This is a genomic window from Myxococcales bacterium, assembly GCA_022563535.1.
Taxonomy (GTDB): Bacteria; Myxococcota_A; UBA9160; order UBA9160; family UBA4427; genus DUBZ01.
The window spans coordinates 86,428-109,311 of record JADFNE010000001.1 but is presented as its reverse complement, the minus strand read 5'-3'; the positions used below and the strand labels follow the sequence as shown (position 1 = coordinate 109,311).

General features: G+C 59.9%; 21 protein-coding genes. 12 read left to right on the top strand and 9 right to left on the bottom strand.

Going from position 1 to position 22,884, the window contains the following annotated elements; translation table 11 throughout:
- Positions 1-139 precede the first annotated feature (139 nt).
- Positions 140-844 carry a US12 family protein gene (locus IH881_00415; GenBank protein ID MCH7866129.1) on the top strand — a complete coding sequence of 235 codons (705 nt, stop codon included), beginning with the start codon at positions 140-142 and terminating at the stop codon, positions 842-844.
- Positions 845-874: 30 nt separating this feature from the next.
- Here IH881_00415 and IH881_00410 read toward each other — a convergent pair whose 3' ends face one another.
- Both IH881_00410 and IH881_00405 read right to left on the bottom strand, forming a co-directional pair.
- Positions 875-1,501, bottom strand: a complete 627-nt coding sequence (locus IH881_00410; GenBank protein MCH7866128.1) for a hypothetical protein — start codon at positions 1,499-1,501, stop codon at positions 875-877.
- 152 nt (positions 1,502-1,653) lie between these two features.
- Complete coding sequence (locus tag IH881_00405) at positions 1,654-2,289, bottom strand: hypothetical protein (protein ID MCH7866127.1); 636 nt, start codon at positions 2,287-2,289, stop codon at positions 1,654-1,656.
- Positions 2,290-2,631: 342 nt separating this feature from the next.
- Between IH881_00405 and IH881_00400 the strand changes: the two genes are divergently transcribed.
- The 6 genes from IH881_00400 to IH881_00375 all read left to right on the top strand — a co-directional run bounded on the left by IH881_00400 (position 2,632) and on the right by IH881_00375 (position 7,351).
- Positions 2,632-3,123, top strand: a complete 492-nt coding sequence (locus tag IH881_00400) for a hypothetical protein (protein MCH7866126.1) — start codon at positions 2,632-2,634, stop codon at positions 3,121-3,123.
- Positions 3,093-3,836 (top strand): sulfite exporter TauE/SafE family protein, encoded by a 744-nt coding sequence (locus tag IH881_00395; GenBank protein MCH7866125.1) that lies wholly within the window; start codon positions 3,093-3,095, stop codon positions 3,834-3,836. The genes IH881_00400 and IH881_00395 overlap by 31 nt, the downstream gene beginning before the upstream one ends.
- 7 nt (positions 3,837-3,843) lie before the next feature.
- The gene (locus tag IH881_00390; protein ID MCH7866124.1) at positions 3,844-4,854 is read left to right on the top strand and encodes a hypothetical protein; all 1,011 of its coding nucleotides are present in this window, start codon (positions 3,844-3,846) and stop codon (positions 4,852-4,854) included.
- 243 nt (positions 4,855-5,097) lie between these two features.
- A complete protein-coding gene (locus IH881_00385; protein ID MCH7866123.1) occupies positions 5,098-5,763 on the top strand; it encodes a hemolysin III family protein in 666 nt (221 codons plus the stop codon).
- A 60-nt stretch (positions 5,764-5,823) separates the two neighbouring features.
- Complete coding sequence (locus IH881_00380; protein MCH7866122.1) at positions 5,824-6,198, top strand: DUF3127 domain-containing protein; 375 nt, start codon at positions 5,824-5,826, stop codon at positions 6,196-6,198.
- Between the two features lie 43 nt (positions 6,199-6,241).
- Positions 6,242-7,351 carry a hypothetical protein gene (locus IH881_00375; protein ID MCH7866121.1) on the top strand — a complete coding sequence of 370 codons (1,110 nt, stop codon included), beginning with the start codon at positions 6,242-6,244 and terminating at the stop codon, positions 7,349-7,351.
- A 24-nt stretch (positions 7,352-7,375) separates the two neighbouring features.
- On the opposite strand, the gene IH881_00370 is transcribed toward IH881_00375, so the two are convergent.
- A complete protein-coding gene (locus tag IH881_00370) occupies positions 7,376-8,056 on the bottom strand; it encodes a spermidine synthase (GenBank protein ID MCH7866120.1) in 681 nt (226 codons plus the stop codon).
- Positions 8,057-8,209: 153 nt separating this feature from the next.
- Here IH881_00370 and IH881_00365 point away from each other — a divergent pair, with 153 nt between their 5' ends.
- Complete coding sequence (locus IH881_00365; GenBank protein MCH7866119.1) at positions 8,210-9,712, top strand: sulfatase; 1,503 nt, start codon at positions 8,210-8,212, stop codon at positions 9,710-9,712.
- A gap of 2 nt (positions 9,713-9,714) precedes the next feature.
- Positions 9,715-12,888, top strand: a complete 3,174-nt coding sequence (locus IH881_00360; GenBank protein ID MCH7866118.1) for a sulfatase-like hydrolase/transferase — start codon at positions 9,715-9,717, stop codon at positions 12,886-12,888.
- 65 nt (positions 12,889-12,953) lie between these two features.
- Here the strand turns inward: IH881_00360 and IH881_00355 are convergent, their stop codons facing one another.
- Positions 12,954-15,806, bottom strand: a complete 2,853-nt coding sequence (locus IH881_00355) for a sulfatase (protein MCH7866117.1) — start codon at positions 15,804-15,806, stop codon at positions 12,954-12,956.
- 15 nt (positions 15,807-15,821) lie between these two features.
- Positions 15,822-16,112, bottom strand: coding sequence for a hypothetical protein (locus IH881_00350; GenBank protein ID MCH7866116.1), 291 nt, complete (start codon positions 16,110-16,112; stop codon positions 15,822-15,824).
- Between the two features lie 226 nt (positions 16,113-16,338).
- On the opposite strand from IH881_00350, the gene IH881_00345 reads away from it, so the two are divergent.
- Positions 16,339-17,238, top strand: coding sequence for a D-hexose-6-phosphate mutarotase (locus IH881_00345; protein MCH7866115.1), 900 nt, complete (start codon positions 16,339-16,341; stop codon positions 17,236-17,238).
- A gap of 24 nt (positions 17,239-17,262) precedes the next feature.
- Here IH881_00345 and IH881_00340 read toward each other — a convergent pair whose 3' ends face one another.
- Together IH881_00340 and IH881_00335 are read right to left on the bottom strand one after the other, a co-directional pair.
- Complete coding sequence (locus tag IH881_00340) at positions 17,263-18,309, bottom strand: phosphoadenylyl-sulfate reductase (GenBank protein ID MCH7866114.1); 1,047 nt, start codon at positions 18,307-18,309, stop codon at positions 17,263-17,265.
- A gap of 186 nt (positions 18,310-18,495) precedes the next feature.
- Complete coding sequence (locus IH881_00335; GenBank protein MCH7866113.1) at positions 18,496-19,173, bottom strand: Asp/Glu racemase; 678 nt, start codon at positions 19,171-19,173, stop codon at positions 18,496-18,498.
- Between the two features lie 101 nt (positions 19,174-19,274).
- Here IH881_00335 and IH881_00330 point away from each other — a divergent pair, with 101 nt between their 5' ends.
- Entirely contained in the window at positions 19,275-20,078 is an 804-nt protein-coding gene (locus IH881_00330; protein ID MCH7866112.1) for an alpha/beta hydrolase, read from the top strand.
- A gap of 1 nt (position 20,079) precedes the next feature.
- Here the strand turns inward: IH881_00330 and IH881_00325 are convergent, their stop codons facing one another.
- The gene (locus tag IH881_00325; GenBank protein MCH7866111.1) at positions 20,080-21,099 is read right to left on the bottom strand and encodes a flippase-like domain-containing protein; all 1,020 of its coding nucleotides are present in this window, start codon (positions 21,097-21,099) and stop codon (positions 20,080-20,082) included.
- 187 nt (positions 21,100-21,286) lie between these two features.
- On the opposite strand from IH881_00325, the gene IH881_00320 reads away from it, so the two are divergent.
- Positions 21,287-22,120: a crotonase/enoyl-CoA hydratase family protein gene (locus IH881_00320; protein ID MCH7866110.1), complete on the top strand. Its 834-nt coding sequence runs from the start codon at positions 21,287-21,289 to the stop codon at positions 22,118-22,120.
- A gap of 68 nt (positions 22,121-22,188) precedes the next feature.
- On the opposite strand, the gene IH881_00315 is transcribed toward IH881_00320, so the two are convergent.
- Complete coding sequence (locus IH881_00315) at positions 22,189-22,809, bottom strand: glutathione S-transferase family protein (GenBank protein ID MCH7866109.1); 621 nt, start codon at positions 22,807-22,809, stop codon at positions 22,189-22,191.
- Positions 22,810-22,884: the final 75 nt, after the last annotated feature.

The following is a 22,884-nucleotide window of genomic DNA, read 5'->3' as shown; positions in this document are numbered from 1 at the left end:
CCCAGTTTCGCATAGTTTTGACCCTGCGCAGGGGGCTTTACTTCGGGCGACCTCCAACCGATCAGAAAGTCGTAGAGCAGCGCAAGCTAAAGTATGCTGGAGGCAAGAGCAGCGGCTCTCACGCAACGAGGACGCATCCATGAGCAATAGCTTCGACGTTTACAGCCAACCCATCCCGATCGGCCAGCGCGACACGGCCACTCGAGCTGCATTCATCAGCAAGACCTACAACCACCTGATGGGCGCCATCGTCGCTTTTACCCTGTTTGAGGTCTGGCTGTTTTCATCCGGTCTGGCGGAACCGATCGCCCAGACTTTGCTCGGTGGATCGTGGTTGATCGTACTGGGTGGCTTCATCCTCGTGAGTTGGGTCGCCACCCGAGTGGCCCATACCTCCAAAAGCATTGGCGCGCAGTACGCAGCCCTCGCGGGGTTCGTGGTCTTCGAAGGGATCATCTTCGTTCCAATGCTCTACATCGCCAACACGAGTTTCCCGGGCGTGATCCAGAATGCCGCTTTCGTCACGATGGCAGGCTTTGCCGGCTTGACCGCAGTGGCATTCATCACCCGCAAGGATTTTTCGTTCCTGCGCAGCGCGATGATGTTTGGCGGCATCATCGCGATGGTCGCCATCGTGAGTTCGGTGTTGTTCGGGTTCGAATTGGGAACGTTCTTTTCAGTAGCGATGGTGGGCCTGGCGGGTGCTTCGATCTTGTACGACACGTCGAACATCCTGCGCGAGTACCCAGAAGATCGCTACGTCGGCGCGGCGCTTCGGCTATTCGCTTCGGTGGCCATGATGTTCTGGTACGTGTTGCGGATCTTCATGTCGTCGCGCGACTGAACCCGCACTTCTACTCGCCCCAGAGATCGTCTATTTCCAAAGATCGTCTTCGCCTCGCCAGAGCACACCCACTCGCAAGCCGACGATGTGTTGGGGGCCGTCGAACGTCTCGTTGGCTCCATTCGATTCGATGTTCTCGGACAAGTACATGAAGTGATAAGCGATCGAGGTCGTGAGCGAGATCCGGTCATTCAGGTGATAGTTGATCCCGACTCGCGGCCCCACGCCGATCGAGGCGTCCACAATGTCGCGGTCTCCCGAGCTGGAATACCAATCGACATCGATGCGCAGAGAAGGTCCGCCCCAGATTCGGATCCGCGAATTGCGCAACAGCCCGAATCCGAGGGTTTGATCGAAGGTAAGGCCGTTTACCGTTTCGTTGCGCTGTCCATCGATGATGCGACGTCCCAGCCGATAGCCGAAGGCGAGTCGATAGTTGAGCAGTTCATTCCCGGCGATGTTGCCGTCGTAGAGCAAACCCAGACCGCCCATCATGGCATCGAAGTCCCGGTGAAGGTCGCCGTCCTTGAGCTTGGCGAACGTAAGATCGCCCTCCAGGTAACCCCCGTAGCCACCGGCACGGGCCGTCCCCGGCTGCAACCCCAGCCCCAGCAACGCCAGACAAAGCGCAAATCGCCACAAGGGACTCGTCTTCATTCGCATCAAAGTCTTCCTCCGCTCCGTGTCCGTCGGGAAGCCGATGATAAATCACACTGCGAATTGAAGTCAATCGACTATGTGTACTATGTGAAATTCAGATGCTCTCGCTGTCGGGCGGAAGGGGCGGCTGCCGACGCGTAGATCTGCTTTCACCGGGATCGGGAGCGTGGCCGAGTCCGGTACACATCACGGAGATCGCGGAACAAGAACGTGAAGCGTGCAGTGATGAGTTGCTCACTACCGTTATCTTGATTCTTGCCAAAATCGTCGGTGAAGGTCTCGCGAATGTATAGATACTGATACGCAATCGAGGGCGATACCGAAACGCGAGGACTGACGTGCCAGTTGAGCCCGATTCGCAGTCCCCCACCGAACCCGAGATCCAATATCTGCGCCCCCGAACTATCGTAATAGTCGACCCCAATATGAGCGATGGGAGCCGCCCAGAGACGGAACTTGGGAGTACGCCAGAAACCCGCACCGATCCCGAGGTCGAACGCGCCCCCGTGTGCTTTGTCGCCGACCGTATTATCGGTGTACACATACCCGAGACTCACGCGCACGTTGAGCAGTTCGTTGCGCGCCACGTTCGTATCGAGCACAACCCCAACTCCGAACCGGTCGTTATTGAAGCTCTGATCGCCGAACGACAGTTTGACCGTCTGGTCTCCGCGTGAAAAATCGAAATACGCCCCGACGCCGCCAGCGGCTGCGAGCTGAGGAAGCAAGACAGTGAAGAGACCGACGAGCAAAGCGAGTCGGCTTGCCACGGGAAAAAACTTCATCTTCGTACTCCCTTTCTCAACATGGTTCTCAAGTTGGTTTCCAACACAGGGGGTCTCGGCATAGAGATCGACCGGCTGCGCGATTGGGTTGAGTCCGCTCGGGACAAAAGTCGCAGCGATCCGGCGAATCGACGTCCTGCTGGCCCTGGCCCGGTGTCGAGATCACCCTTCTCGTCGGATTCTTCCAAATAGACTGTGATGATCGTCACTCGAATCCGAACACAGGCCTCGAGCTGATGGAATTGGAACCGACCCTTGAGTAAGGCTGGTGCGGGTTGCGCTGCATCTCGCTGCGCAATCTCGTAAGCTTTGCATGTTTATTGAAACGAGCTGGAGCCGGGAATGTCTCATCAGGTCAAGATCTGTCCAGAATGCGGGGAGGAATACACTCTCGTCCCGAGCGAATGCGTCGACTGCAGGGTGCCGCTGGTGTTCCCCGACGAACTTGAAATCCCAACGGCTCCAGCAGAGTTTCCGCCCACAGCGGAACTCGAATGCGTGCGTGTCGGCCCGCTTCCTTGGACCCGCGCACTGTCGGCGGCACTCGAAGAAGTGGAGATTCGCCATCGGGTAGAGCCCGACACGCGCAGCGAAGCCGACGGAGGAATCGCCCGGGGAAAATTTGACGGCGTCGATGTCTTCGGGACCTGGGTACTCCCAAACACTCTCGAGAAGGCAATGGCGATCGACACTGCTGTTTTCGCGCACATTCGCGGAGAAGCAGCAGAGGAAGCCGCGCCCGATGCGACTGCCGATGAAGTCTGTCCCGCGTGTGAGAGCCCACTCCAGATCGACGCACTCGAGTGTCCAGACTGCGGACTCAACTTCGCGTGATGGACCTCTCCGACGGCCTCGCGATCAGTGTGCTCACGGCCGCGGCCGCGATCGGATTCGTCCACACCCTGCTCGGTCCCGACCACTGGGTACCCTTCGTCACCTTGGCGAGAGTCCAGAACTGGAGCCTGCGTCGAACCCTCGCGACCGTCGCGGCGTGCGGCGTCGCCCATGTGATGGGCTCGGCGCTGCTCGGAACACTCGGACTTGCGGCCGGTGCGGCGATTGGAAACATCGAAGCCCTGGAATCGAGTCGCGGGAACTTTGCGGCCTGGGCGATGGTCCTCTTCGGCCTCGCCTATCTTGCCTGGGGTTTGCGGCGCGCACTGGTCAAATCGTCGGGCTACCTCCCCCATGCCCACGGTGACCAGGTTCACCTGCATCGCCACGGAACGACACCCCACGATCACAGCAACGACGATCCCGCGCAACCCAGAACTTTTTGGGCGCTCTTCTTGCTCTTCGTGCTGGGGCCCTGCGAGCCGCTGATCCCGATGTTCATGCTGCCGGCCAGCCGTGGTCGCTGGGACATCGCCCTGGCCACCATTCTGGTATTTGGAATCGTCACGGTCGCGACCATGTTGGTCGTCACGACCGTGGGCCTGCTGGGTGCGCGAAAAATCCGGTTCGGCGCCGCAGAACGCTACGCCCACGCCATGGCCGGCGCCGCCGTTGCGGCGTCTGGGCTGATGGTGATCGGGCTCGAACTCTAATTCCGAAATGGCCGAGACGACAACCGCAGCCCAATCCGTGAAGCGCACAGCCGACTCGCTGTCGCCGCTCGCCCTGGGGATGCTTTCGCTCTCACTGCTGCTCGTCTTTTTCTGGCTGTCCGGAACATTGTCTCTTGAAGAGTCCGCGGGTTTTTGGATGGACCCCATTCGAGCGACCGGAACCGTCCTCGCTCTTTCGACGACGATTGCGTTCCTGTTCGCAGCCTCGCGCTACGCGAAACGCCAGACTCACGTCACCTTGGACCAGTTGATTGAATCCGGCACGCTGTCCCGAGAAACGACCGCACCCTTGCGAATGAAGGTTTTCTCGCTGAGTTCCTCTCAGAACATTGCGGTGTCGATCCTGGGCGTGGTCTTTGGCTGTTTTAACATTCCGTGGAATCCGATCGTGAACGACCTCGGACAGCCGACGATGTTTGCTTCGCTCAGCATCGTCATCGGGAACCTCGCCGTATGGTTGGTAGTGGCCCACGTCTTGGTACGCAATATTCTCAATTCGAACTCACTGGGTCAACTTGGCCGACAGCATGCAAAGGTTGACCTCCTGCGTCCCGACTCGCTGCTTCCTTTTGGTCGGATCGGCACGCTCAGCCTGGCGATCGTCACCATCACCTTGACCTTTACGGTGTTCCAATCTCTCGACGCCGAGTTACGCTGGGTCAACTATCGCAACGCCTTTGCGGTGGGCCTGCCAGCGGCGTTCGTACTGCTGTTGCTGCCCATGCTCGGAATCCGGCAGAACGTGCGTGCAGCCAAGAAACGGGCGCTCGAGAAACTGAATGCGGCCATCGCGGCGGCAGACCGCGAACTCAAAGCAGATTCACTGCACTATCTGAGCGACCTGTTGCGCCAACGGAAGTCGATTGAACGCTCGCGCGAGTGGCCCCTCGATACCACTGCGTTTTCCCGGATGGCGATCTACGTCGTCATTCCACCGCTGGCCTGGGTGGGCAGTGCCATCGCGGAGATCCTGATCGAAACGGCGATGACCCGCTGATCGCCCCGATGCCCGGGTAACGGGCGGACTTCGACTCGATCAAGAAAAACTTTTTCCCGGGCCATTCTTCCACCTTCTGTGTTCCGTTCGCGCCCGCGACCGCAGCCGTTGAGCCCCAGTACGGATTCTCGTTTCCCATCGCCGGCAAAGTGATTCTCCCTGGCGACGACACTCCCTTCGTTCCCTTCGACAGTTTCACCGCAGTTCTACCGATCAGACAGCAACGTCTGGAGGTTTCTCGCATTGAGTGGTGCAGTAGATCTGGCACAGGAGATCATCGATCTCGAGGAACGCGAAGAGTTTGTGCACGCGCTGACCCACGGTTTCGGGCTCATCGCCAGTATGATCGGATCCGCGATCCTGGTGTCTGCCGCATGGACTCGAGGTGATGTGTGGCACGGCATTGGATGCACCGTCTTCAGTGCATCCCTGGTGCTCGTCTATGCGGCCTCCACCCTGTACCACGGCTCCCACCAACCCGCGCGCAAACGAATCTTCCAGCGAATGGATCACCTTGCGATCTACTTCCTGATCGCCGGAACCTACACCCCGTTCACCCTGGCCAAGATGCAGTGGCCCGATGGGTTGTACCTGTTGACCGCAGAATGGACCTTGGCGGCGATCGGAATCGCGTACGAATTCGTTCAGAAAAGCGAGGGACGCTTCGGGGCCCTGGTGATCTACAACCTGATGGCCTGGATGATGGTCTTCGCCGGGGGCCCCTTGTTGGGGAGCGTCGAAACCGGCGGTGCGATCCTGCTGGTGCTGGGAGGGGTGTCCTACACGGTGGGCATCGCCTTCTACCTCTGGGACAGCCTGCCCTTCAACCATGCGATCTGGCACGGATTCGTTCTTGCGGGGAGCGCATTCCACTTCGGCGCAGTCCTGGGCTTCGTCGTGCCTGCGTGATTTTGCGTTTGCTTGCCCACAATCCCATCGCTGGACTGGGATTCGATTCGAGATCCGCTTATGCTCCGGATCATGGGAATTGAAATCCGCGGCAAACTACACGCCATCTTCGAAGCCAAACAGATCACGGAACGCTTCCGCAAGCGCGAATTCGTGATCGAACTCGCCGACAACCCCAAATACCCGCAACTCGTCTTGTTTCAGCTGACGGGAGACCGCTGCGAAAACCTCGACGCATTCGGTCTGGGGGACGATGTGCGCCTCGAATTCAGTCTGCGCGGCCGAGAATGGAACAGTCCGCAGGGCGAGATCAAGTACTTCAACAGTCTCGACGTCTGGACCATCGACCGCGCCAGTGCGGCTGGCGGACCCGGTGGTGACGAACCGCCCTTGCCCGACGAACCGCCGCCGGGCTTTGACGACGTCCCCTTTTAAACTGGGCATTGGCTGAGCCCGAGCTCACTGAGGCCACTCCGAAATGACGCGAGCTTTGCCCCAGGTTCTGCTTCTTGTCGTTCTTTTCTCCGCGGCCCTGGGTTCCAGTGGTTGCTCGGAGGGTGCTGAACCGATTCTCAGCTGTCGGGACGAACGCGGGATCCATCCGATTTGCGGGTTTCACAACCCCGAAGACCTGAGCTTGCTCGAAGATGGTCACAGGCTGGTGGTGAGTCAGTTTGGTTCGATGACCGACCCCGAGGTCAGAGGCAGCCTCGTGGTGCTGGATCTCGAAGATGAGCAGATTCAGCTCGTCTATCCCCTTGCCCCCCTCGCCACGAGCAACGCGGAAGCAAAACCCGCCACGGGCTGGGGCGATCCCACCTGCCCGGGCCCCCCGCGTCCATTCAATCCCCACGGTATCGACATGGCCCCGCGCGGTGACGGACGACTTCAGCTGTTGGTCGTGAACCACGGAGATCGCGAATCAATCGAATTTTTCGAAGTACTTCCAGAAAGCGTCAACGTCCTCGTCATCTGGCGGGGCTGCGCGATTCCGCCCAGGGGTGCCTACTTCAACGACGTCGTCAATCTGCCCGACGGCGGGTTCCTCGCCACTCACATGATGGAACGACACAGCTTGATCTGGGGAACGATCCGCGCCCTGATGGGCGGCGACACCGGAGTCGTATACGAATGGCAGCAGAGCACCGGATTCGAAATCGTTTCGGGCACCGAAGGGCCCTTCCCCAACGGCATCGAGGTGTCGGCGGACGGCAGCGAGATCTACCTCAATCTCTACATGGGAAACGAGGTTCGACGCATCTCGCGGGCTTCGGGCGAGACCCTCGCGAGCGCCGAAGTCGAGTCTCCGGACAATCTCAGCTGGGCAAAGGACGGCCGCCTGCTGGTCGCCTCCCACGTCGGCGGTTTTTCGGAATATGAACCGTGCATGAATCTCGCAGCGGGTGCCTGCCCGATGGCCTTCGAAATCCGGGCCCTCGATCCGGTCAGCCTGGAAGGCGATGTGATCTTTGCGAACCGCGGTGCGCCGATGGGTGGCGGAACCGTTGCCATCGATGTCGGAGGCGAGTTGGTGATCGGCTCGTTCGCCGGAGACCGAGTCATCCGCGCACCAATTTCGGTTCCCTAGCAAGCTGCCAGGCGTTCCCGAGTTTCAGCGACTGCGCTGGGCCAGGTATACCGTGTGCCGGCGGCCACCCTTTCCCGAACGGATCAACTCGAGTTCGAAGCCGATCGTCTTGACCCGTTTTTCGAAGGCCACATCGGGCGCTTCGGACCAGATTGCAAAAAGCCCGCCGACGGCGAGAGCCCGCCGGGTGGCGTCGAGGGCGATGGCTCCATAGAAGGGATCGCGCTTGGCATTGGTGTTCGCGTGAGGGCCCTCGTACAAATCGAGCACGATGGCGTCGAACCGGGGTTCGTTCCGATCGTCGGCGCGTTTGGCGATGGTTCGAGACACATCCTCGATCTTGAGCCGCACCCGCGGATCGTCGAGCGCGCTGTGATTGATTCCGGCGAGGGGACCGGCGCACCAACGCGCCACGATGGGTGTGATTTCACTGACCTCGATCGATGCTTGGTCGGGAAGTCCCTCGACCGCCGCCAACAGTGTGCACCCCATACCCAGCCCTCCGAGCAGGAGTCTGGGTGCGGCGCAACCCTCGAGTTTCTCACATACACACGTTGCGAGGGTCAATTCCGAGCGGTTGGCGTGACTGTTCATCAGCACGCGCCCGGCGATCGTAATCAAGAACTCGTGTTCGTCCCGCTTTCGCAATTCGAGGACACCGTGGGGCGTGTCTTCGCGATCGAGGGTCTTCCAGGGTTTGGCCATCTCATCCAGTCGCGGTTTGGGAAACTACACAAGCATGCCAGATCCTGGAGTTTCGGGTATGGCAAATGGGGAATGGAGCGGGACGGGGTCGAGTCCTCGACCCAACTCCGAGCTATCATCGCCCCGTCGGTTCGTCTAGAAATGGAAAGCCAATTGATCAGAGCGGCAATTCGATTCGCGAGCATCTGCTACTCCGTCGTGCCGTGTTTCGACGCCAGGCGCGTTGCGACGGTTGGCCTCTGCGCGAATGCGATGCTGGGACCGCTGGCCTGCGCCGAAGCAACTCACGAACCGGTTCGCGCCGTCATCCTGATCAGCTGCGACACCTTGCGTGCAGATCACCTCGGGATGTACGGATACGATCGCGACGTCAGCCCGAACCTCGACGCATTCGCCCAGAACTCCGTCGTATTCGAGCGGGCCTACGCCACGGCTCCCCATACCAACCCCGCGCTCAGCAGCCTGCTCACCAGTCGCATGCCTGATGAACTGGGGGTGGCCGGAGGCAACCGCACGCTGATGCCGCAAAGCGTGACCACGTTGGCCGAGATTCTCGGCAATGCCAACATCAAGAGCGCCGCGATCGTTTCGAACTGGGCCCTGCGCCGCGCGGACAAACTGCTAGGCGACGTGGGCATTGCCCAGGGCTTTGGACACTACGACGATCAAATGGGCAGCAGTGCGGGTTTGCGCAAGGGGCACTTCGAGCGACCTGCCGATGCCACCACGGACGCGGCGATCGCCTGGCTCGAACAAAACCAGCAAGCGCCGGAACGCTTTTTTCTGTGGGTCCACTACCAGGATCCCCACGGCCCCTACACCCCACCCGATCGGTACCGCGGAATCTTCGAGAGCAAGGGGACCGGCGGCTTGTTGCCCCAACTCGGTCAGACCCAGCACGGGTACGGCCAGATCCCGCACTATCAAATCCTCGACGGCGAGCGCCGCCCTGGCTTCTATCGTGATCGCTACGACGAAGAGATTCGTTTTTTCGACAACGAAGTGGGGAGGCTGCTCGACTGGCTCGCAGCGCACGACGTCTTTGACGACAGCCTTGTCGTCTTTACCTCCGATCACGGAGAGTCTCTCGGCGAACACAATTACTGGTTCACCCACGAGGCAAATTTATACGACGAAGAAGTGCGCGTTCCCCTCGTCATCCGCTACCCGATGGACATGCCGAAGCCGTCGACCCAAAGCCTGGTGGGCCACCTCGACTTCTTGCCGAGTGTGCTCGACGCCTTTGGCTTGCCTGCCGTCGCGGCTCGCGGGATTAGCTTGATTTCCCGCTCCTTGCCCGATGAAAGGATCTTCCCCCATTCGCTCCACAAGGCGGATAGTCCCCTGCGCTGGTTCGGCGTGACGGACGGGCGCTACCGGCTGGTGATCCCGCGTTCCGGCCCAGAGCTCTATGACCTCCGGGAAGATCCTGGGGAGCTACGCAATCTCGCCGAGCAACAAACCGAACGCGTGCAGGCGATGATCGATCGCTACCGCGAATTCATGCTGGAACTGCCGGCGCTCCCGGCGGTCGAGGAAGTCCAGCTTCTCCTCGACGATGAATCGCGCCGCGCGCTCGAAGCCCTCGGCTATCTGCCGCCCGAATCCAATTCCGCCAAAGCCAAATCAACCGACACCACTCGGGATACCCCCTGACCGTGGAACGGCAACGCGCCCTCAAACTCTCGCTGATCTTCCTGGTGCTGGACGCCGTTTTCCTGCGCTGGGTGATCGCGCACTTTCACAACTGGGGTTTCTGGGATTGGGACTACCAGCAAACCCTGCTCGAAGTCGCGCGCACGACTCTCGTAGACTACGGCCAGATCCCACTCTGGAATCCCTATCTGGGCGGTGGCATCAGCCTCGCGGGCAACACCCTCAATCACGTCTGGTCTCCGAGTTTTTTGCCGATCCTCCTGTTTGGAACCCTGGTCGGAATCAAGCTCTGCATCTTCATTTATCTGGCCATCGCGCAACTCGGCATGTTCAGGCTCGCCCGAAGCCGCGGACTGGGAGAAATTGAAGCCTGTCTCTCGGCAATCGTGTTCTCATTTGCTGCGGTCTACGCCCAGCGACTCACTCACGGTCAGTTCGAATGGATCGCCATCGCCTGGGTTCCCTTCGTGCTGGTCGCCATCGATCGTTTTATCGAACAGCCGAGTGCGCGCGCCGCGTGTTGCGGAGGCATCTTCTACAGTCTGATCGTGCTCGACGGCGGGCCGTACCAGTTTGCCTTCTTTGGAGTTTTTCTCGCCGTGTACGCAATCGCTCGGTCCGTCGAAATGCGAGGCTTGCGCCCGCTCGTCGGGCTCGTCTCCATTGGGGGTGTGGCGGTGGGCCTCGCGGCAATCAAGCTGATTCCAGTCTTCGAACTGGTCGGGCGATATCCACGCGAGACCAACGAAGACCCGTTCTACGGCGCGCCCTTTACTCCCGGCGCCCTCGATTCGTTCTTTCAGATGTTCTTGTCTCGAGCCCAGGCCCATGATCCCCAACTGTGGATGCCCTATGTCCTGAACGTGGGCAGCTACGTCGGCATCGTCCCTCTGCTGCTGGTCGGTCTCGCGATCTATGCAGTACCGCGCAAGCATGTATCGTGGATTTTGAGCGGCTTCTTTGCACTGTGGGTCAGCCTGGGGCCCGCGGCACCGATCGATCTTTGGCACTTCCTTCATCAGCTACCGGGACTCTCGATGCTGCGGGTTCCGAGCCGATTCAACGTCTACGCGCTGCTCTGTATTGCACTGCTTGCCGGGGTGGGGCTCGGGGTGCTGCGCGAAAAACTGGCCAATCCAACTCGAGCGCGCATCGCCTCCCTGATCATCTGCATTGCCGTCGCGGCCAATCTCATTTTTGTGAACGGTGCGATCTTCAAGGTGGCGTTCTCGATTCCACCCCTCGAACTCGAAACCCGTGGAGACTTCCGCCAGCACTACAGTTACTCGCCGTTCATCGAGCGTTATCGCAAAGCGGCGCTCTACGACGTGCATCCCAATTGGCCGAGTGGCAGTTATCCGGCGGTTCTCGAAAACCGCGGCATGCGCTGGGCGTTCAAGACCCTTCCCTTTCCCTCTGCCGCGCTGTCGGCGGAGGATCCCGGCTATTGGGGCGAAGCGGCGATTGCGAGCGGAAATGGAACCATCACTGGACTCTCTTTGACGCCCAATCGAGTTCGGGTTTCGACCGACGGCGGCGGCGGGTTGCTGAAGCTGAACATCAACTATGACCCGGGCTGGCAGGTCGTGGGAGGCGAACCGCTCTCGCTTGCCGAATTCGACGGCGTGATCGGGATCAATCTTCCCATCGCGCGTGAGACCGTGGAACTCGCCTACCGCCCGCGGGCCTTCTTTGTGGGCGCGGCCATGAGCGTGCTCACGCTCCTGGGGATCGTCTACGTCTTCTGGATGCGCCGACGTGCGGAGACCAAGTCCGCACTGACCACCGCCCTCGTCCTTGGACTCATGAGTTCTCTTTGCGCGTGTTCAGAGTCAACTCCACTCGTCGAATCCAGCGCGACCAACGTGGTGTTGATCACCGTCGACACCCTGCGTGCCGACCGTACTGGACCTTATCGCGAAAAGTCCAAGGCGACTCCAAACATTGCGAAGCTCGCCAGCCAGGGAACCCTGTTCGAGGCTGCGATCAGCCCAATGCAGATGACCCGCCCCTCCCACTACTCGCTCTTCACTTCGCTCTATCCGCGGGATCACGGCGTGGTGAACAACAAGATTTCGCTGGAACAGAGCTTTCGTACCCTGGCCGAAGTGTTCCGCGAACACGGCTATGCCACGGCGGCCTTTGTTAGCGTCACGCTGCTCGGCCCCGACTCCGGGGCGGAACGCGGCTTTGAACATTTTGATTTCCCACGCACCGCGAGAACTCGATCTGCGGAACATGTGGTCAGCGCGGCGGTAAATTGGCTCGGCGAGCGGCCCCGAGATAAACCATTTTTTATCTGGGTCCATTTCTTTGACCCCCATACGCCGTACGCACCACCCGCCGAATTCGCACCCGTGGCGGACGGACCCATCGCCAGGACACTGCAAGAAGCCAGCATTGAAAACTTGATGGCCCTTGCGGAGCAACACGGCGGAGATTTGCCCGAGGAGGCGGTGGAACGCGCCATCTCGCTCTACCAGGGAGAGATTGAATACACGGATCATTGGATCGGAAGACTGATGAAGGCTCTCGATGCCTCGGCTTCGGCTGAACGCACGGCAATGGCCTTGACGGCCGACCACGGGGAGTGCTTCGAGAAGGGAATCTTCTTCGAGCACTCCGACTGTCTATACGAAGGGGCAGCGCGCATCCCGCTGATCTTTCGCGCCAAGGGTCGCGTTGCCGCCGGCGTTCGCCGCAGCGAGGTTGTCGAAATCCTCGACGTGGCCCCTACGCTGCTGGCCTTGGCCGACCTGCCGGTCCCAGCCGAATTCCTGGGCCGCAAACTCTTTGACAAAGGGGACCCGGCGCGGGACGCGGCTTTCCTCCAGCATCCGCTGTACTCGAATAGCGGAGCGAAAAATCGCAGGGTTCGACGACTCCACAGCGTGATGGGAACCGCGACTCGCGACCTCTTGATTGCCGAAGAGTTGATCGGCCTGCGCACAAGTGTCTGGAAGTATTTGCTACGCGGTAGCCACGAAGAGCTCTACCACTTGCCGAGTGACCCGGCTGAGACCCGAAACGTAGCGACGGAGAACCGCAGCGTGGTCCTCGAACTGCGCGAGCAGTTGGAAGCGTGGTCAACTGCCCATCCCCAACGCCACGCCAACGTGGAGCTGATCAACGACGAGTTGCGCGCCACCCTCGAAGCCCTGGGTTATCTGCAGTGAGTCAACGGCTGAACGACAACTCCCACGTCTACTCGCAAGACCCTGACTCGAACGTTCTCGATTCGTTATTGCACGTAGCCCAGTGCTTCTAGCGCCGCTCTCGACTCCTCGCTCAATACCGAACCGGAACCAGCGTTGGCGTGTTCCTGCGCGAACACTTTGAACAGTGAGCGAACGTTCGAGTCTTCCAGGTCCGGCCCTCTGATGATCTGTTCGGCGTTTCCGATCGTGACTCCCCCAGAATTCGCAACGAAGAAGACGGGATCCAGAAGCAAGTGTCGCCGACCGTCGAGACGCAACTCATGGAAGGGCTCGGCGAATGTCCTCCGCATGCCGAAGACGCTGCGCGTGCTCGGCAAAGCCCTGGTCATGTCTCGCCCGGAACTCGTCAGACCCGAATCATCGGAGAACCCCGCAAGAGACAGCAGGGTGACAGGGACATCGATCGAGCCGACCGGTACGTCGATGCGTCCTGGATCGAGCCTGGGCGAAATCATGAAACACGGGACATGGATCAACTCGTCGCTCAGGCGCTTTCCGTGTCCCAGGGAGCCCAACTCTCCGAAGCTTTCGCCATGATCGGAAACGACCAGCAGATGGGTGTCGACCGTTTCGGCGTCGCGATACAAGCGGCGAATCAATTGATCGAGTTCACGGTCGAGAACTCGGGCGTCGTCTTCGTAACGCCGCTTTGCATGCTCCACCATTGAGACTACATTGGGGTCGCCGCTCTCGAGACGCGCATAGATTTCTGCGAGCTTCACGACATCGTCCCTGCCCTCTGCATCTGCATCGCCATACGGTTCGTGAAGATCAAAGTAGTGAAACCAGAAAAATTGCTGCGGCCCTTCGAGCTGGTCCAGCATCGCCAATGCCTTTGCGGTGATGGAGCTCCCGAGTGAGTAAAAGGCGCCATTGGGTACCGCACGTCCCGACCATTCCATGGTGACCGGGATCTCAAAAGAATCGTCGAAGCGATCGAACCCTTGATCGAACCCGAAGCTTCGGTGCAGCGGAAAAGACGAGACGACGGCTCCCGTATGAAATCCGTGTTGGGAAAAGACTTCTGCCAAGGTGGTGTGCTCGGCGGCGAGGGCCTGTCCATTGCGAGAGACTCCGTGCTGCCAGGGATGCAGCCCCGTCAGCAGGCTCGCGTGGGTGGGTTGGGTAGTGGAACTCGCCGCGTAGTGGCGGTCGAAGACGACTCCATTGTGCGCCCAGTCCCGGGTGAGGGGCATGGCACTCGACCCGGCTTCGCCGATTTCAGCATTGGGTTCGAAGCTGTCGCGTCTCAGGGTATCGAGTGTGATGAGTACCACGCGTGTGGCGCGGGGGGTGGGCGCAAGAGAAGGAGACAAATTCCCCGTGGCGTCACCTGGGGATTCATCGGAAGCCGCCAGGCGGACAAAGACCCTGACCGCGTAACCACCGGGCGTGCCTAGATCGACTCCTCGATAGGGAATGTCGGGGGGCAGGCTCTGGTACCGGCTCGCGAGAATCACGCCGGGTTTCAACTCTGCCACCAGGTCGGCGAGGAGATTCGAAGACTTGTCCGGATGCGTTCGCGCATACTCGAATTTTGTGGCGTCGTTCCAGAAGACATAGATGGATTCGTGCGAGAAACCACCCAAGACCAACATCTCGGCTGGACCGAGTACCAGCAGACTTCGATCTTTGAGTATCGGAGCGAGCCTCCGCGCCATGGTCAATTGATCCTGGAGCGTGACGCTGACCGGCGAATCGGGCGTCCACAATTTGGCGGGCTCGGAAAAAACTGGACGCGTCAACACGAGCACGATCGCAACCACCATGGCACCGAGCCATGGGTTCGTCATGCCGGTCTGTCGCTGCTGGTATTCGTCAAGGCCCAGGTACAGCGACACGAGCGTAACTCCAGCAAAGAACGCCACACTGTGCAGCAAGAGCATGGTGTCTCCCGACCCCTGGAAGTCGATGCAGCTGAAGGCCACAATGCCATAGTGAAAGACGGCGACCACCAGCAGCGGCTTGCGCATGCTGCGAAAGCGCTCGCTGCGAAACCAGAACGGAAGGATCACTGTGCCGATCATGCCCAGACCGATCAACCAGAATTCGCCGGCGCAATGCCACAGCAACCCCCGTTGAATTGCTGCGAATTTGAAGAACGGTCCTCCAGCCTCGGCACCCCGCGCAAACGATGCCCCCACGGTGTGGGCGAGCATCAATTCGAGCGCACCGTTGAGCGCGAAGTAGCCGATGAAGATCGCCGCCACGGCTGCAATCCCAAGCGCACTTTGCATCAGCGCTCGCCGTGGGTTCGCATCAATCGCGGCGGCCGCCGCCACTCCGACGCAAGCGAATAATCCGATCTGCCAATCGAGTGGTGCAATTGCCGAAACCAGCCCGGCGACAAACCATCGGCCTCGCGCGACCGCAAGGGCGGCCGCGGTTGCACTCACTGCCATGATCAATTTGGGAATGGACCCGGTGGCCGCCAGGGTTCCGATGTAGGTAAGGCCCAGGTACGGCAACAGTCCGAGCAGGCCAGGAATCGAGCGCCCCGCCGCAAAAATGCGGTGAAGCAGGAACAGCAGCACACCCCCAAAGGCGGCGAGGCCAAGGTTGCCGAGGCGAATGGATTCGACGGCCCCCCGGCCCAAAACGTCGCCGAACCACACGAACCCACCCGCCACCAGACTCGCAAGCTGGGTCTTGTTGTCAAAGAAATCGAGGTGAGGAACCGCACCCTTCGCAACTTCCATTCCGAAGAAGGTGAAGTAGCGGGTGTCGGTTAGCAGCGCCTGATTGGGGTCATACAAGCGCGCAAAGTGAGCGAGACACAACAGCACTGCGACGCTCAGCCACAATCTTCGATTCTCGACTTGACGTTCCAGGGCGTCGCGAAGGGTCGCGAACCTTGCATTTCCACTGCGATCCATCGAAGCGTTGCTCCCTCAATCCGACAGCCTGACCTTCGTCGCAAGCAGCGCGATACTCCGCACCGCGCCGTCTTCTATGAAGGTCAGACTGTCGTCGTTCTCGACGAACTCTTCTACCCGCCGCCGCAAATCCGGATCGACCCCCGGCTGTGCACGCAGGGCCTTCAATACCCGCGAAGGAATCCCCTGAATTTCCTTCGCGATCTTGTACGCAAGAATGGTTTCGGTTTCGGTCCCAAAGACACTCGGGGAGTGAAGCCAGACCCGGTAGAGGGGTTTATCGATTTCGCTCAGCGAACAATCCACGGGTTTTCAGGTGCTCCGACGCCAAATCCGGTCCGACCGGGAAAGGATCGAGGAAGACTACCCATCAGGCGAAGTCTTCGCACTAGCATTGCTAAATGCGATCAACGGCGACACACCAGTCTGCCTCGGCTGATTTACCGAGAGCATCGGCTACTCTGAAACGGCTAGAATGCACACGGCAATATTCATCCACCCTGTCCCCCATGGAAATAGAAAAGGAAGCGATGTGATAGAGAAACTGAACGCGCAACACGCCATTGGGGAGCGGCTCAAATTTCACAGCGGGCCTGGCGGACTCATTACCGCGCGCATCGAGACCGAGGAGTCGTCTGGGGAGATCACGTTGCACGGGGGCCATGTGCTTTCGTGGACACCCAGTGGTCAAGAACCGGTTCTCTGGATGAGCGAATCGAGCCACTTTCGCGACGACAAGGCGATCCGAGGTGGGATCCCAATTTGTTGGCCCTGGTTTGGGGACCACTCGAGCGACCCGGAAAAACCGGCCCACGGCTTCGCGCGGATCAGCCTGTTTTCTGTAGAACGAACCTACCAGTTGGTCGATGGAGGCTGTGGCATCGAATTCGGCCTGGGCAATGCAACCGCAACCAGCGCCCTTTGGCCCGAAGCCTTTTCGCTTTCGCTCACGGTGGAGATGGGCAAATCGCTCAGCGTTCAACTCACGATGCACAACACATCAAAGGTCGAAGCCACCTACGGAGCCGCACTGCACAGCTACCTGCGGGTTGGAGACATCGAGCAGGTGAAGGTCGAGGGACTCGCAAAGGCCGTCTACCTCGACAAGGTCGACGGCTTCGTGCGCAAGCTTCAAGAGGGAGCCGCCGAAATCAGCGGCGAAACCGATCGCGTCTATATCGAGACAGAAGACTCGCTCGTACTCGTGGATCCGGTGCTGAAGCGGCGGCTACGGGTAGCAAAGCGCGGCAGCCGAACCACAGTGCTGTGGAACCCGGGCGCGGACAAGGCGCGAGCCATGTCGGACTTCGATGACGAGGGTTACCAGAGCATGCTCTGTATCGAAGCTGCCAATGCCTTTGATGATCAAATCGATGTGGCACCTGGGTCGCGACATACCCTCGGTACTGAGATCAGTATCGAAGAGAGCTAGTCGATCCGATTCGGAATTATTTTGTTAGATCCCATCACCAGTTTGTCGCCGACTCTCGGGTGTATCGGGTTCGTCTTCCCACCACCAAAGCCCTTCGCGATCTGCCTGATCGGGACGAACCGGGCGTGTGCACGGTTGACAACCGATCAGCCGATAGCCCGCCGCGTACAATTCGTTGTGGGGAACTTCGTGCTTGCGAACATAGCTCCAAATTTTGTTGGAATCCCAATTCGCAAGGGGACTGAATCGAATGAGCGGGCCCCTCGCCCCGCGATGCAGCAAATCCAGCGCGGCGACTTCCGACGCGGGCGGTGCAGAAAGCTCGCGGCCGATCGTTTGCAGTCCGATCCACGCATCGCAGTCCTGCAACGCGCGCGAAAGCGGTTCTGCCCGGCGAATTTCACAACACTCCCGGTGGCCGTCCCGCAAGAAGCTGTTCTGCCCCTTCTCATTGAGTAGCGCGACGAGCTTTTCAGGGTTGGGGAGCGTACAGGCGATTTCAATTCCGTAGTGCTGCCGCAGTTTGTCGATCAGCGCGTAGGTCTCGTTGTGCTGGCGCCCCGAATCGACGAAGAAGGCGCGAAAGGGGAGGCCTGTCTTGGACGCCATGTCGAGCAGAACCACGTCTTCGGCGCCCGTCAATGGGATCGCGCATCGATCTTTGAAACGCTCGAGTGCGAACCGAACCAGGTCGGCGGCGTTGGCGGCTTGTGAAAATCGCTGGTTGAGTTCGGAAATTTCATCGGCGTTCATCGAGGGCGAAGCGACGATCTCCGGGGGGGCCACGGACTCGGGGGCCGGCGCCGAGAAATGGTCCCGAATCAAGCGCAGGGGACTTGTATAGACCGCAACGCTGCCGTCCTCGTGATTCAGAATGAAGAATGGAGCGACCTCGACGCCATGAGTCTTGCCCAGCTTCGCGCCCTCGGACTGGTCGTCTCCCTCGATGACCCAGACCACCTCGTCGATCCGATCCCAGAACCCCCGCCTTCGCAACATCTCTTCGGTCTGCGCGCACTTGTCGCAAGGGTTGCCGTTCGCAAGGCGCTTTTTGACCATCGTGATTTGCACGGGGAGGGACTCCGATCGGAAGGACGCGAAAACATTCTCCCTCAAAACGACCGCTCACGTCAAATCGCGCTTCAGGCGTCCCGAAGTTGCCGCACTTCGTTGGGTCCCGGACGAAACCGCCCCCGCCTCGCCCACCCGATGGCTTCTTGCATTGATTCGGACTCGAGCAAGCGACCCTCTAGAGCGTCAGGATTCCGCCGCCCGCCGGGAGGCGAGTCGATCGTTCAACACCTCGATCGCGTGGGCCACGCCGGTTCGCGGGCTCGTCAGAACTGCAACCGGAGTCTCTCCGAGCAAGGGCACGATCGCCGCCATGCTTCCTTGGGCGCACACCACCACGTCGACCCGTTTCGCAAGTGCGCGCACCGCGTCGACTATCTTGGCGTTGTGTTGCTCGAGATCACCCGCTCGGAGATCGTCGAACGCCCCCTCGACCAGCACTCGCTCCAGCACGACGGAACGTGACATCGTGGCGGCCGTCTTTTCGATCAACGCTGATGTCGGTTCCAAGGTCGTTCCCAGGGTGGCGACAACACCAATACGCGTACCCGCTTCGCATGCGAGTTCTGCCATCCTGGTGTCGATCCGGACGACCGGAATCGCGATTTCGCCCGACGCTTCGTCGACCGCCTCCCCTACGGAGGAGCACTGGCTGAAGATGAGGTCGCTGCCCATCTGCTCGGCGGCTGCGAGGTAGGCGCCGAGTCGCTTTCTCACCCCGGGCGTCACGCAACCGTTGCTCAGCACTTCCTCCAACAGGCTATCGTCAACGATGTGTCGCAGGGTCACTTGCGGTGCGAGTTCGGCGAACAACTCGGTAAGCCCCTCGACGGCCACAAAACTCGTATGAATGATTGTGATCAAGCCATGCTGTGTATTCACGATGCGTCTCGAAGGTACCCTACCCTTATGCCCATGCACAACGAACACGAGTTGCCGCCGCTTCGGCGCAAGGTAGAACGTTCGTGATCGAACATCTAATTCCCCTCACCCCGAACGCAGCAGACGGCCGGGAGGTTACGGTTTACGTGAAGGGGTTCCTCGCACGAGGCGAAAACCCCGAGCGCTTCGATCACTGGCTGGTCGGGCATCGCGCGCTGGTGGAGACGCATCATTGGGCGACGGCAGCACTCGGCTACCACTGGGATTCGGGCAATCTCGGGGGCGTTGCCGTGCCCCTGGCCAGCGGCGCCAAGACGGCCTGGGACATCTACCGAATGATCCGTCACGCACGGCGCATTTCGCCGCTCTCCACTGCGGGATGGTTCCTGGCGGAACAGGCCGCCGTACTCAGCGCCCGCTTCGTCGCACAGTTTCTGCAGGCAAGCCTACAAGCCAGCACCCGCGCCGATGATCTTGCCAAGTGCCTCGCATCGCTGGCATCAGACAACCGCCGGGTACGAGTCGTCGCCCACTCGCTCGGCTGCCGTCAGGTCATCGAAGCGGCCGCCCTGTTGCCGCAAGATCAACGACCTCACGAAATTCATCTCTGTGCCCCAGCATGTCTTGAGAACGAGGTCAAAGACAAACTCTCAAACCTCGCCCGCGGTGAATCCATCGTCTACTTCGCCCGCCCGGATCTGGTCCTCGAAACCAGTTTTCGCGTCATGTCCCAGGGACGCGCGATCGGCGCAGCCGGTCTCGAAGGCACTTACCCGGGTCTCCGAACCTGCGATGTCTCCGACGCGTTCGACTTCTGGGTCCACACCGAATACAAAAACCGCTTTCCCCGCTTCGCCGAAAACCCGCTCTCGAAGCTCCACGAATAGTTCAAGACTGAGCGTTTCGTTCGGCCATCGCCTTGCGCAACTTCGGCAAATCCTTGAGATACGGAAGACCCACCAGCAGGCGGAACAGAATCAACGCCACCGGAAACGTGAGACCGAACGCGAGAATCGACGCCTCGTCCCCGTACGGCGCAAAGAAGTAGAGCATGGCCGCTTGTTGGGTACCCAGGCCCGCCGGAGTGATCGGCAGCGAACCCGCGATCAGAATGGCCGGCGTCGCCGCCACTGCGATTTGCAGCGGCAGATCGATGTCGAACGACAGGCAGCCCAACCAGTAGACGCCGATGAATACCGCAAAATAGACGCCTTTCATCAGGCTCAACACGGCCAGGTCCCGAAGAGTCGCCGCCTGGTGGGAGCGGAAGAAACCGAAATTGCGAAAGCGCGTAAGCCATCCCCAGCGAGGACGAGACCCCATGGAGATCCACATCGACCCGGCCAGAAAGATCACAATGCCGAGCGAAATTCTTCGCAACGACTCGGCCTCGGGAGACGCAGGCAGCAGCATCGCGCCGAGGCCCACGTAGCTGGCCAAAACCACACCGTCGATCAACTGATAGAAGGCCATCGAACTGGTCGAAGCGAGGGCGCCAATCCGCTTCGAACTGCGCAAGTGAAGGATCACCGCTGCGGTGCCGAGATTCCAATTGATCGGGGTCAAGAGATAGGTCATGCCCCGCAACGATCGGGCTTCGCTCCAATCGAGCTTCTCATTGAACCGGGTGAACAAGAACGCGAACGCTGCGGAGTCGATGAGAAACCAAAGCAGTACCGCGAGCATCATCGCCGGAATGAACACTTCGAGGCGCGCGGAGCGCATCGCCTGCCAGGTATCTGCCATCGGGACGCCGCTGAACAGCGCATACAGAATCGCCGCGGCAATCGCCCAGGGGGCGATTTTCTTGAACCAGACCAACGCCTGGGACCGGCTGCTCGGCGCTGCGTCCTTGGCTTTGCTGGAATGGATCGAATTCTCAGCGTCGGAATTGAACGATGCCTGCACCGGTTGCTCTGTCATCTGGCAAGCATGACAGAATTGGCGGCGTGGCGCGCGGTTTCGCCGGCAAGGAGACCTGCAGACGCGCAGAGGTGCGCGGGAACAGGAACTCCCCGAGGTTCTTCTCTGAGAGCATCTGGCCGAGCTATGGTTCGGCTCTGGTTCGTTGACCCGAGAGCCTCCAGGAGCCCGAATGAATTTTTCTTCCGACGTTTTTTCGATCGAACGCAGCGGCCACGTCGCCACCTTGTGGCTCGATCGACCCGAGAAGCGCAACGCCATGGCTTACGAGTTCTGGCACGATCTTCCCCTCGCCATGGCGGAGTTGGGCGATGACCCCGATGTGCGCGCGATCGTAATGGCTGCCCGAGGCAAGAGCTTCTGCGTCGGACTCGACCTCACCGCCATCAACGGTGGCGGCGTCGGGATCGACAGTGAGAAACCTACCTCTCAGGCGACAGCCAACATGCGCCAGATTAAAGTCACGCGGTCCTTTCAGGCCGCCATTACTTCAGTGGCCAACTGTCCCGTTCCGGTCATCGCTGCGATTCACAGCCATTGCATCGGCGGCGGAATCGATCTCGTGACCGCCTGTGATATTCGACTCGCTTCGGCGGACGCGCTCTTCGGCATCCGCGAAACCAAGATCGGCATTACCGCCGATGTCGGAACCTTGCAGCGACTCCCGGGAATCATCAGCAAGGGACACGTCGCGGAACTCGCCTATACCGGCAGAGACATCGACGCCGCTCGGGCCGAAAAAATCGGGCTCGTCAACGAAGTGTTTGCCGACCAGCAGGCCGTTGTCGAAGCCGCTCACAAGCTGGCGAATGAAATTGCAGAAAACCCACCGCTGGCAGTGCGCGGGACCAAGTTCATGCTGCAGCAGGGAGAGAACCTGACCACCGACCAGAGTCTGCTGCTCAATGGACTCTGGACGATGGTCGCCAACCTGGGTTCGAACGATCTCAAGGAGGCAATGAAGGCGTTTGTCGAAAAGCGAACACCGGATTTCAAGGGAGACTGACGGATACTGGAGGCGAACCAGTACCCCGAAGTCAACCGACCTGGATCCCGCTGCGCGCCCCGTCGATCCTACGCCTCGATTGCCGTCTTGTACGCCGGACGGGCGTGTATGCGCTCGACATAGTCGGCGAGCTGCGGCCAGCGGCTCGCATCCACCGTCTCTTTGGCTATGGCGAAGTTCACGAATGGACTGGCGACCGCAATGTCCGCCACCGAAAAGTGCCCTCCGACCAGGAACGGTTTGTCGGCGATTTGCGCTTCGAGATAATCGAGAACCGGTGGAATCTTCACCTCGAGAGCTTCCTTGACGATTTCTTCATCCGGATCCTGCTGGAAGAAGTTTGGGTTTATGAAGCGCTGGCGAAACACCGTGAGCAAAACTTCGACGAGCTTCGTGTCCGCATACTCCTCGAAAAACAGCGCCTGGGCGCGTTCGATCGGATCCGCTGGATAAAGAGCCGGCGTCGGATGTACTTGTTCGAGGTAACCGATGATCACCGACGAATCGGGAATTGCGGCTCCCTGGTCTTCGTAACACGGAATCTTGCCCAATGGACTGATGGCGAAGTATTCCTCGGACTGACCAAATGGCATGACGTTGACGTGCTCGTATTCAATTCCCTTTTCAGCGAGTGCGACGATCACCTTGCGTACATATGGCGATCCAGCGACTCCATGTAGGGTGGGCATGATGGTTCCTCCTAAGGACTTTCGACGCGTTGGGGGTTTGATGGGCGCTGGTTTTGGGTCGAGGTCGCGATTCTA

What these genes read in the sequence shown, in the direction of transcription:
- IH881_00415 (MCH7866129.1), top strand. Translation starts at nt 140, where the DNA reads ATGAGCAATAGCTTCGACGTTTACAGCCAACCCATCCCGATCGGCCAG.
- IH881_00410 (MCH7866128.1), bottom strand. Translation starts at nt 1,501, where the DNA reads ATGAAGACGAGTCCCTTGTGGCGATTTGCGCTTTGTCTGGCGTTGCTG.
- IH881_00405 (MCH7866127.1), bottom strand. Translation starts at nt 2,289, where the DNA reads ATGAAGTTTTTTCCCGTGGCAAGCCGACTCGCTTTGCTCGTCGGTCTC.
- IH881_00400 (MCH7866126.1), top strand. Translation starts at nt 2,632, where the DNA reads ATGTCTCATCAGGTCAAGATCTGTCCAGAATGCGGGGAGGAATACACT.
- IH881_00390 (MCH7866124.1), top strand. Translation starts at nt 3,844, where the DNA reads ATGGCCGAGACGACAACCGCAGCCCAATCCGTGAAGCGCACAGCCGAC.
- IH881_00380 (MCH7866122.1), top strand. Translation starts at nt 5,824, where the DNA reads ATGCTCCGGATCATGGGAATTGAAATCCGCGGCAAACTACACGCCATC.
- IH881_00375 (MCH7866121.1), top strand. Translation starts at nt 6,242, where the DNA reads ATGACGCGAGCTTTGCCCCAGGTTCTGCTTCTTGTCGTTCTTTTCTCC.
- IH881_00370 (MCH7866120.1), bottom strand. Translation starts at nt 8,056, where the DNA reads ATGGCCAAACCCTGGAAGACCCTCGATCGCGAAGACACGCCCCACGGT.
- IH881_00355 (MCH7866117.1), bottom strand. Translation starts at nt 15,806, where the DNA reads ATGGATCGCAGTGGAAATGCAAGGTTCGCGACCCTTCGCGACGCCCTG.
- IH881_00320 (MCH7866110.1), top strand. Translation starts at nt 21,287, where the DNA reads ATGAATTTTTCTTCCGACGTTTTTTCGATCGAACGCAGCGGCCACGTC.
- IH881_00315 (MCH7866109.1), bottom strand. Translation starts at nt 22,809, where the DNA reads ATGCCCACCCTACATGGAGTCGCTGGATCGCCATATGTACGCAAGGTG.